We start from the raw sequence: 9,184 nt of genomic DNA, 5'->3' as shown, positions 1-9,184 counted from the left end.
CGCTCGGCTACCGGGTCGCGGTCTCCCCGGACCGGGAGCTGCACGTCACCAGCATGCTGCGGCCGGGCGCGGTGATGGCCGCCGCGCGGCTGGCGGGCGACGGGTGACGGCCGCTCAGCCGCCCTCGGGCCGGCGCCGCAGCAGGCCCGCGAGCAGCGAGTCGAGGCCGAGTTCGAAGGCCGCGTCGTCGATGTCGCGGGATCTGGAGGCGAGGAGGTGTGCGCGGCGGAGGTGGGGGTAGTCGGCGCCGTAGAGGTCGGGGTCTTCGGAGAAGCCGCCGGCGAAGGAGCCGAGGGCGGCGCCGGCTACGAAGAAGCGCATGAGGGCGCCGATCTCGGTGGCCTCGCGCGGGGGCCAGCCGGCGCGGACGGTGGCGCCGTACACGGCGTCGGCGAGGCGCAGGGCGGAGGGGCGGCGGCCCGGGCCGTGCACGGCGACCGGGACGAGGTTCGGGTGTGCGGCGAGGACGTCGCGGTACGACCTGGCCCAGTGGCGCATCGACTCGTCCCAGGGCAGGTCGGCGTCCGCTAAGCCGTCCAGGTCCACTTTCCCGATCACGGCCTCGGCCACGGCCTCCACCAGGTCGTCCATCGTGGCGAAATGGTTGTAGAGACTCGGCCCGCTCACCCCGAGCAGCCCGGCCAGCCGGCGCGTGGTCAGCGCGGACAGGCCCTCGGCGTCGATCAGCGCGAGCGCGGTGGTGACGATCTTCTGCCGGCTCAGCAGGGGTGCGCGCGGACGTGCCATCGGTCACACTCCCTGTTCCCTCGTGGCGTTCTGCTGGACTACAGTCTAAAACTAGCAGTGTTAGTTTACGGAAGGACCGGGCATGGACCTGTCGCTCAGCGAGGAGCACGAGGCGCTGCGCCGACTCGCGGCCGAGTTCACCGACCGGGAGATCGCGCCGCACGCGACCGCCTGGGATCGGGCCGAGCAGGTGGACGCGAAGCTGGTGCCCAAGCTGGGTGACCTGGGCTTTCTCGGGCTGACCATCCCGGAGGAGTACGGCGGCTCCGGCGGCGACCACTTCGGCTACGTGCTGGTGCTCGAGGAGCTCGGCCGCGGCGATTCTGCGGTGCGCGGGATCGTCTCCGTGTCGCTCGGGCTGGTGGGCAAGTCGATAGCCAAGTGGGGGACGGAGGAGCAGAAGCGGCACTGGCTGCCGAAGCTCTGCTCCGGGAAGTCCCTCGCCTGCTTCGCCCTGACCGAGCCGGACAACGGATCCGACGCCGCCAACCTGCGCACCAAGGCCGTGCGCGCGGGCGACGAGTGGGTGATATCGGGCTCGAAGATGTTCATCACGAACGGGACCTGGGCCGATGTCGCGCTGGTGTTCGCGCGGACGGGGGAGGCCGGGTACAAGGGGATCAGTGCGTTTCTCGTGCCTACGGATCTCCCGGGATTCGAGCGCAAGGAGATCCACGGGAAGCTGGGGCTGCGGGGGCAGGCCACGGCGGAGCTCGTGTTCGATCAGGTGCGGGTTCCGGCGACGGCGATGCTCGGCCCGGAGGGCAAGGGATTCTCGGTCGCGATGTCGGCGCTGGCCAAGGGGCGGGTGTCGGTCGCCGCGGGATGCGTGGGGATCGCCGAGGCCGCGCTGCGGGCTGCGGTCGGGCACGCGACGACCCGGATCCAGTTCGACGGCAAGGTGATCGCGCACCGGCAGCTCGTGCAGGAGCTGATCGCGGCGATCGCCACCGACGTGGACGCCGCGCGCCTGCTGACCTGGCGCGCAGCGGACTTGATCGACCGCGGGCTCGACTTCGCCCGCGAGTCCTCGATGGCCAAACTCTTCGCCTCCGAGGCCGCCGTACGCAGCGCCAACAACGCCCTGCAGGTCTTCGGCGGCTACGGCTACATCGACGAATACCCGGTCGGCAAGCTCGTGCGCGACGCCCGGGTGATGACGCTCTACGAGGGCACCAGCGAGCTCCAGAAGCTGCTGATCGGGCGTGCCCACACCGGAATCAACGCGATCGCCTAGGAGAGAGGACTCCGATGGAGCCCGTATACATCGCGGCGGCCCGGCGCACGCCGATCGGGAAGCTGCGCGGCGGCCTGTCCACGGTGAGACCGGACGACCTGGCCGCGGAGGTCATCCGCGACCTTGTCACAGGGCTGCCGAATCTCGACCCCGCCGAGATCGAGGACGTCTACTGGGGCAACGCCAACGGCGCGGGCGAGGAGAACCGCAACGTGGCGCGGATGGCCGTGCTGCTCGCCGGCCTGCCCGACTCCGTGCCCGGTGCCTCGCTCAACCGGCTGTGCGCCTCGGGTATGGAGGCGTTCACCGTCGCCGCACGCACGATCGCCGCGGGTGAGGCGGACATCGTGCTCGCGGGAGGCGTCGAATCGATGTCCCGTGCCCCCTTCGTGGTGCCGCGGCCGGACGACGCGCTGCCGAACAAGATGGAGATGGTCGACACACGCCTCGGCTGGCGGCTGGTCAACCCCAAGATGCGCGAGCTGCACGGCCTGCTCTCGATGGGCGAGACGGCCGAAGAGGTCGCCGAGCGCTACAACGTCCCGCGCGAGCGGCAGGACGAGTTCGCGCTGCGCTCGCACCGGCACGCCGCCGCCGCTTGGGAAGCAGGGCACTTCGACGCCGAGGTGCTGCCGATCACCAATCCCGCGGGCGACGTGGTGAGTCGGGATGAGTGCATCCGGGCGGATACGTCGCTTGAAAAGCTCGCGGCACTCAAGCCGGTGTTCCGCAAGGGCGGCTCGGTCACGGCCGGGAACTCCTCGCCGATGAACGACGGGTCCGCCGGCCTGGTGCTCGCCTCGGAGGCCGGGATCGCCCGGCTCGGCGTCGAGCCGCTGGCGCGCTACGTGGCCGGGGCATCGGCCGGCGTGCACCCCGACATCATGGGCGTCGGCCCGATCCCCGCTGTCGGCCGGGTGCTCGCGCGCGCCGGCTGGAAGCTGGGGGACGTGCAGACCGCCGAACTCAACGAGGCCTTCGCCGCGCAGGCGCTGGCCGTCGCCGACGGACTCGGGATCGACCCCGAACTCGTCAACCCGTCCGGCGGCGCCATCGCCATCGGACACCCGCTGGGCGGCTCGGGCGCCCGGATCGTCACGACCCTGATCCACCGGATGCGCCGGGAGGGGCTGCGCCGCGGCCTCGCAACCATGTGCGTCGGCGTGGGGCAGGGCACTGCCGTACTCATCGAAGGGATCTGAGATCGTGAGCAAGCGTTTCGAAGGCAGAGTCGCCGTCGTCACGGGTGGAGCGCAGGGGATCGGGGCCGCGATCGCGAGCCGTCTGGCCTCCGAGGGCGCGGCGGTAGCCGTGGCCGACCTGACCGCCGAGCGCGGCGCGGAGACCGTGGAGGCGATCGTCAAGGACGGCGGGCGCGCCGCGGCCTACGGCGCCGACGTGTCGAAGACGGAGGACGTGCAGACGCTGGTGGCGGCCGTCGTCGCCGAGTTCGGCAAGGTCGACATCCTGGTCAACAACGCCGGGATCACCCGCGACAACCTGCTGTTCAAGATGACCGACGAGGACTGGGACTCGGTCATCGCCGTCAACCTGCGCAGCGCGTTCGTGATGTCCCGCGAGTGCCAGAAGCACTTCGTCGCGCAGAAGTACGGCAAGATCGTCTCGCTCTCCTCGCGTTCGGCCCTCGGCAACCGCGGACAGGTCAACTACGCCGCGTCCAAGGCCGGAATCATGGGTCTGACCGCCACGCTGGCGATCGAGCTCGGCCCGTTCGGCGTCAACGTGAACGCGGTCGCGCCCGGCTACATCGCCACCGCGATGACCGACGCCACCGCGCGCCGCGTCGGGCTGGACCCCGCGGAGCTGAAGAAGGCCGCCGCCGCCGAGACCCCGGTCCGCCGCGTCGGCGAGCCCGAGGACATCGCCGCCACCGTCGCGTTCCTCGCGGCCGACGAGTCCTCGTTCATCTCCGGCCAGACGATCCAGGTGAACGGCGGTGCCAACCGATGAGCCCGAGGGTGCTTCAGGCGAGCGAGCTCAAGAGCCTGGTCGGCGAGGACCTGGGCACGAGCTCCTGGGTGACGATCGGGCAGGACCGGATCGACACGTTCGCGGACGCCACGGGCGACCATCAGTGGATCCACGTGGACCCGGAACGCGCCAAGGACGGCCCGTTCGGCTCGACGATCGCGCACGGATTCCTCACCCTGTCGCTGATTCCGGCGCTGGCCTGGGAGGTGTACACGGTCGAGGGAGCGCGGCTCTCGGTGAACTACGGTCTCAACAAACTGCGTTTCATCACGCCGGTGAAGGTCGGCTCGCGGGTTCGCGCGCACGTCTCGATCGCCTCGGTCGAGGACGTGCCCGGCGACGCGCTGCAGGTGGCGGCGAGTGTGACGATGGAGCTCGAGGGCGCGCCGAAGCCCGCGGCCGTTGCCGAGACCTTGTCACGCATCTACCTTTGAGCCATCCGAACCGATTGAAGAACTGGAGTACGCAATGACGCTCTCCCTGGCAGCCGTCCTCGCCGAACCCGCCTGGCGCCGGCCGGACAAAACCGCGGTGATTCAGGGGACTGAGCGTCTGTCGTACTCCGAGCTGTGGGCCCAGTCCCGCGGCCAGGCGGCGGCGATCCGGGAACTCGGCCTGCGGCCGGGCGACCGGGTCGCCCTGATGAGCCCGAACGTGATCGACTTCCCGCGCACGTACTTCGCGATCCTGGCCGCGGGCGCCGTGGTCGTGCCGATCCACATGCTGCTGACCCCGGACGAGATCGCGTACATCCTCCGCAACAGCGGCGCCAGGCTGCTGATCGCGCACGCCGTCCGCGCGGAGGACGCGGTCAAGGCGGCCGCGCAGGCCGAGGTGCCGGTGCGGCTCGTCGGACCCGTTCCCGAGGAGGCGCCGCTACCCAAGCTGGCGGACGAGGTCGCGAAGGTCGAGCCGCTGACCACGTACGTCTCCCGGCAGCCCGAGGACCCGGCCGTGGTGATCTACACCTCGGGCACCACCGGCAAGCCCAAGGGCGCCGTTCTCACCAATCTCAATATGGTGATGAACGCGATGGTGAACGGCTACGACGCCCTGAACACCGCCAAGGACGACATCGCCCTCGGCTGCCTGCCGCTGTTCCACATCTTCGGCCAGACCGTCTCGATGAACACGATCTTCCGCATCGGCGCGACGGTCGTCTTCCAGCCGCGCTTCGAACCGGACGAGGCCATCGACCTGATCCTCGAGCACCAGGTCAACAGCTTCCACGGCGTGCCGCAGATGTACCTCGCGCTCGTGCAGGCGGGCAGGGCGCGCCGCGCGGCGGGCAGGCCGCTGCCCAAACTGAAGCTCGCGGTCTCCGGCGGCGCGGCACTGCCCGCGGCGGTGCTCGAGGCCTTCAACGAGACCTTCGACGCGGACATCCTGGAGGGCTACGGCCTGTCCGAGACCTCGCCCGTCGTCACCGTCAACCAGCCCCCGCTCGGCACCCGCGCCGGCACCATCGGCCACGCGATCTGGGGCGTCGAGGTCGAGATCGCGCGGGCCGAGGTCGAGGGCGTCATCGAGTTCGTGCCGCGCGGCGAACTCGGCGAGATCGTGGTGCGCGGCCACAACGTGTTCGCCGGGTACCTGGACAACCCGGAGGCGACCGCCGCGGCCATGGTCGACGACTGGTTCCGCACCGGCGACCTCGGCACCAAGAGCGAGGACGGCTTCGTCACCGTCGTCGACCGCAAGAAGGACATGGTGATCCGCGGCGGCTACAACGTCTACCCGCGCGAGATCGAGGAGAGCCTGCTGCGCCACCCCGCGATCCGCGACGTCGCCGTCATCGGCCTGGCCGACGAGGTGCACGGCGAGGAGATCTGCGCGTGCGTGATCCTCAACGATGGAGCCACTTTGACGGCCGACGAGCTGATCGAGTGGTCCCAGGAGCGGCTGGCGAAGTACAAGTACCCGCGCCGCGTGGAGTTCGTGACCGAATTCCCGCTGGGCCCGTCGATGAAGGTGCTCAAGCGCGAACTTCGTGACCGTTTCGCGCACTGATTCCTGATTCGGTTCCGGAACAGCCACGGGCTCGCGACGGCGGAAACCGGGACCCGCGCCGCGCGGTCCACCCATCGGAAGCTGAACATCAGCTGAGGGAGGGGTGGTCGCGATGGGCTACGACGAGGATCCGCGGCAAGCCGCCGGGCCGCAGCGCGACGGCGAGCCCGCGCGGTACGGAGAGCCCGCGCCGTGGACGCCCTCGTATCGTGAGGAGCCGAGCGCGCACCCGGCGTCTTACCCGCCCCGCAGCGGCCGCAGCCGATCCGCCGCACCGCCGCCGCCCGCCCCCGGCCGTTCCGGCAGACGCGGGGCCCGGGCCGAAGCGGCGTCCGTCGCCCCGCCCGCCGGGCCGAGCCGGGTCAACGACGACTTAGACCTCGACGAGGTGGATCCCAAGGGCCACGCGCGGAAGCAGGCCGCCGAGGAGTCGGCGCGGGCGGCCAACCCGAAGCGACGGAGCAAGGCGCTGAGGGCGGCCCGGCCTGCGCCGTGACCACGGTCGAGGCGATGACGAACATCCGCATCGACCACTTCGTCGAGCTCACCTTCGACGCCTTCACCGACCTGACGAACGCGGTCAACGGCGTGCAGATCTGCGTCCCGGAGCCGGGCATCAACGACCCGAACTACTCAGGCCTCGTACTCAGCGCCGGGCTGCACACCGTGACCGGCAACCAGGCCCTCGCCTTCGTGCGCGACCGGCACGACCTGGCGAACGGCACGGACCTGAACCGGATCCGGATGCAGCAGCAGTTCATGAGCGCGCTGTTCAGCAAGCTGACCGCGAACGGCACGCTGGAGGACCCGGTCACGCTCTACAAGATCGCGAACGCGGTCACCGGCAACATCACCGTGGACAGCGACCTCGGGCGACCAGGCCGAGGCTGACACCGTCGCGAACCAGGTGGCGGGTTCGGTGGTGAAGGAGAGCTCGAACGTCAGCTCGGTGACCCTGGTGATCGGCACCAATGCGCCGCACGCGGTCGTGGCCTCGTCCTCGTCGAACCCGAACCCGAACCCGAACCCGAACCCGAACTCGAACCCGGACTCGAACTCCGGATCCGGCTCGGGTTCCGCGGCGTCGGCCTCGGCCTCGTCGACCGCGACCATCAGCGCGGAGGCCCGGAACGGCGACGAGAACGTCTGCTCCGACCTGCCGTCCGGCCAGTACGGCGGTCACCCGTAGGGCGTGCGGCGTAGGGCGCGCGGCGTCGGGAACGGATCAGCGCACGTTGACGATGTTCGCGCCGGGCACCGGACCACGGGCCCGGCGCACCGCCCGGCAGCGACCCGAGACGCGCAGTTCCGCCTCCACGTTCGCCGCGGCCACCGGACTGTCCACCAGGAACACCGTCGTCGGTCCCGAGCCGGAGACGAGCGTCCCGCAGGCGCCCGCGGCCCGGCCGAGCTCCAGCAGCTCGCCGATCTCCGGCAGCACCTCCACGGCGGCGGACTGCAGGTCGTTGTACAGCGCGCGGCCGATCGCGATGGTGTCGCGGGAACGCAGCGCCGCCATCAGGTCCGGGTGCACGCCGGGGGCGGGCGCCTGCACGTTCGCACGGCGCCGCTGCAGATCGCAGGCCTCGAAGATCTTCGGCGTGGACAGCCCGGCGTCGAGCACCGCGATGACCCACTCGAGACCGGCGGCCGCGAGCACCGGGGAGATGTGTTCGCCGCGCCCGGTGCCGATCGCCGTGCCGCCGTGCAGCGCGAAGGGCACGTCGCTGCCCAGCTGCGCGGCCATGTCGTGCAGCTCGTCCCGGCGCAGTCCGGTGCCCCACAGCGCATCGCAGGCCACGAGGGTGGCCGCCGCGTCCGCCGAGCCGCCCGCCATGCCGCCGGCCACCGGGATGTCCTTGCGGATCGTCAGCCGCACGTTCGGCTCCACGCCGCACTGCTCGGCCAGCAGCGCCGCCGCCTGCCAGGCCAGGTTCCGCTCGTCGGCCGGCACCTGCTCCACGTCCGAGTCGCGGCGCAGCGGCTCCACCGAGAGCGAGATGCCGCGCGCCGAACGGGCGATCACCTCGTCGTACAGCGAGACCGCGTGGAACACCGTCACCAGCTCGTGATAGCCGTCCGGCCGCAGCGGACCCACGGACAGCGAGAGGTTGATCTTCGCCGGGACCCGCACCGTGACCACCTCCGGCTGGAAGGGTCCCTCGTCCCACGGGGGCTGCTCGGCGGCGCTCACGGTCCCGGCTCCGTTCCCGGCTCGGTCTCGTCCGTCGTCATGTGCGTCACGACGCAGACTCCTTCGAATCATCGGCGGCGCGCGCCGCCGCGATCGCGGCATACTCTGCCACGCCGAGGGACTCGCCGCGTGCGCCGGGATCCACCCCGGCGCGGCGCAGCAGCTCCTCGGCCCGGGCGGGGGAACCGGCCCAGCCGCCGAGCGCGGCCCGCAGGGTCTTGCGGCGCTGCGCGAAGGCCGCGTCCACCACGGCGAACACCTCGGCCCGGGCGACGTCGGCACGCGGCGGCTCACGGCGATCGAGGGCCACCAGGCCGGATTCTACGTGCGGCGCGGGCCAGAACACGTTACGGCCGATCGAACCCGCGCGCCGGACCTCGGCGTACCAGCGGGCCTTCACGCTGGGCACGCCGTAGACCCGGCCGCCCGGCTCGGCCGCCAGCCGGTCGGCCACCTCCGCCTGAACCATGATCAGGATCCGGCGCAGGCTGGGGAAGCGCTCCAGCATGGTCAGCAGCACCGGCACCGCGACGTTGTACGGCAGATTCGCCACCAGCGCGGTCGGGGCCTGCCCGGGCAGTTCGGTCAGCCGCAGCGCGTTCGCGTGCACCAGCTCGAAGTTCGCGGCCAGCCGCGGCGCCCGCTCGGCGATCGTGCCCGGCAGCGCCTCGGCGAGCACCGGATCGAGCTCGACGGCCACCACGCGGCGCGCCGCGTCCAGCAGCCCGAGGGTGAGCGAACCGAGGCCGGGGCCGACCTCGACCACCACGTCGTCCGCGCTCAGCCGCGCGGCCGCGACGATGCGCCGGATGGTGTTCGGGTCGATGACGAAGTTCTGGCCGAGCTGCTTGGTCGGCCGCACCCCCAGCCGGTCCGCCAGCCGACGCACGTCGGCGGGACCGAGGAGGGAGGCTCGTCCTCCGCCCGGTCCCGCCGAATCGTCCTCGGCGCCGTTCAGCTGTGCAGGTTGCCGCATGCCACCGATTCTAGAGGTGACGAGCGCG

11 protein-coding genes are annotated in these 9,184 nt (G+C 71.4%); 8 read left to right on the top strand and 3 right to left on the bottom strand.

The genetic code is table 11. The annotated features are described in order from the left end of the window. Positions 1-114: 114 nt before the first annotated feature. On the bottom strand, positions 115-747 hold the full coding sequence (locus tag VG296_RS30345) for a TetR/AcrR family transcriptional regulator (RefSeq protein WP_325571930.1): 633 nt from the start codon (positions 745-747) through the stop codon (positions 115-117). Between the two features lie 82 nt (positions 748-829). Here VG296_RS30345 and VG296_RS30340 point away from each other — a divergent pair, with 82 nt between their 5' ends. The 8 genes from VG296_RS30340 to VG296_RS30305 all read left to right on the top strand — a co-directional run bounded on the left by VG296_RS30340 (position 830) and on the right by VG296_RS30305 (position 7,175). Next, positions 830-1,984, top strand: a complete 1,155-nt coding sequence (locus VG296_RS30340) for an acyl-CoA dehydrogenase family protein (RefSeq protein WP_325571929.1) — start codon at positions 830-832, stop codon at positions 1,982-1,984. 14 nt (positions 1,985-1,998) lie between these two features. Further along, on the top strand, positions 1,999-3,186 hold the full coding sequence (locus VG296_RS30335; RefSeq protein WP_325571928.1) for a thiolase family protein: 1,188 nt from the start codon (positions 1,999-2,001) through the stop codon (positions 3,184-3,186). A 4-nt stretch (positions 3,187-3,190) separates the two neighbouring features. Then, on the top strand, positions 3,191-3,955 hold the full coding sequence (gene fabG, locus VG296_RS30330; RefSeq protein WP_325571927.1) for a 3-oxoacyl-ACP reductase FabG: 765 nt from the start codon (positions 3,191-3,193) through the stop codon (positions 3,953-3,955). After that, positions 3,952-4,410, top strand: coding sequence for a MaoC family dehydratase (locus VG296_RS30325; RefSeq protein WP_325571926.1), 459 nt, complete (start codon positions 3,952-3,954; stop codon positions 4,408-4,410). Before fabG ends, VG296_RS30325 begins: the two co-directional genes overlap by 4 nt. Before the next feature lie 34 nt (positions 4,411-4,444). Further along, positions 4,445-5,986, top strand: a complete 1,542-nt coding sequence (locus VG296_RS30320; protein WP_325571925.1) for a long-chain fatty acid--CoA ligase — start codon at positions 4,445-4,447, stop codon at positions 5,984-5,986. Between the two features lie 112 nt (positions 5,987-6,098). Next, a complete protein-coding gene (locus tag VG296_RS30315; protein ID WP_325571924.1) occupies positions 6,099-6,482 on the top strand; it encodes a hypothetical protein in 384 nt (127 codons plus the stop codon). Beyond that, positions 6,479-6,877 carry an LCP family protein gene (locus VG296_RS30310; RefSeq protein ID WP_325571923.1) on the top strand — a complete coding sequence of 133 codons (399 nt, stop codon included), beginning with the start codon at positions 6,479-6,481 and terminating at the stop codon, positions 6,875-6,877. The genes VG296_RS30315 and VG296_RS30310 overlap by 4 nt, the downstream gene beginning before the upstream one ends. 28 nt (positions 6,878-6,905) lie before the next feature. Beyond that, entirely contained in the window at positions 6,906-7,175 is a 270-nt protein-coding gene (locus tag VG296_RS30305; RefSeq protein WP_325571922.1) for a hypothetical protein, read from the top strand. A 36-nt stretch (positions 7,176-7,211) separates the two neighbouring features. On the opposite strand, the gene VG296_RS30300 is transcribed toward VG296_RS30305, so the two are convergent. Then, on the bottom strand, positions 7,212-8,180 hold the full coding sequence (locus VG296_RS30300) for a 4-(cytidine 5'-diphospho)-2-C-methyl-D-erythritol kinase (protein WP_325571921.1): 969 nt from the start codon (positions 8,178-8,180) through the stop codon (positions 7,212-7,214). A gap of 46 nt (positions 8,181-8,226) precedes the next feature. Next, complete coding sequence (gene rsmA / locus VG296_RS30295) at positions 8,227-9,156, bottom strand: 16S rRNA (adenine(1518)-N(6)/adenine(1519)-N(6))-dimethyltransferase RsmA (RefSeq protein WP_325571920.1); 930 nt, start codon at positions 9,154-9,156, stop codon at positions 8,227-8,229. Between the last annotated feature and the right edge of the window lie 28 nt (positions 9,157-9,184).

This window comes from Actinospica sp. (assembly GCF_035552695.1).
Lineage (GTDB): Bacteria > Actinomycetota > Actinomycetes > Streptomycetales > Catenulisporaceae > Actinospica.
This window is presented reverse-complemented; position numbering and strand designations above follow the sequence as displayed.

Bases quoted from the DNA above. Each gene is read 5' to 3' on its own strand.
- VG296_RS30345 (WP_325571930.1), bottom strand. From the start codon at position 747: ATGGCACGTCCGCGCGCACCCCTGCTGAGCCGGCAGAAGATCGTCACC.
- VG296_RS30340 (WP_325571929.1), top strand. From the start codon at position 830: ATGGACCTGTCGCTCAGCGAGGAGCACGAGGCGCTGCGCCGACTCGCG.
- VG296_RS30335 (WP_325571928.1), top strand. From the start codon at position 1,999: ATGGAGCCCGTATACATCGCGGCGGCCCGGCGCACGCCGATCGGGAAG.
- VG296_RS30325 (WP_325571926.1), top strand. From the start codon at position 3,952: ATGAGCCCGAGGGTGCTTCAGGCGAGCGAGCTCAAGAGCCTGGTCGGC.
- VG296_RS30320 (WP_325571925.1), top strand. From the start codon at position 4,445: ATGACGCTCTCCCTGGCAGCCGTCCTCGCCGAACCCGCCTGGCGCCGG.
- VG296_RS30315 (WP_325571924.1), top strand. From the start codon at position 6,099: ATGGGCTACGACGAGGATCCGCGGCAAGCCGCCGGGCCGCAGCGCGAC.
- rsmA (WP_325571920.1), bottom strand. From the start codon at position 9,156: ATGCGGCAACCTGCACAGCTGAACGGCGCCGAGGACGATTCGGCGGGA.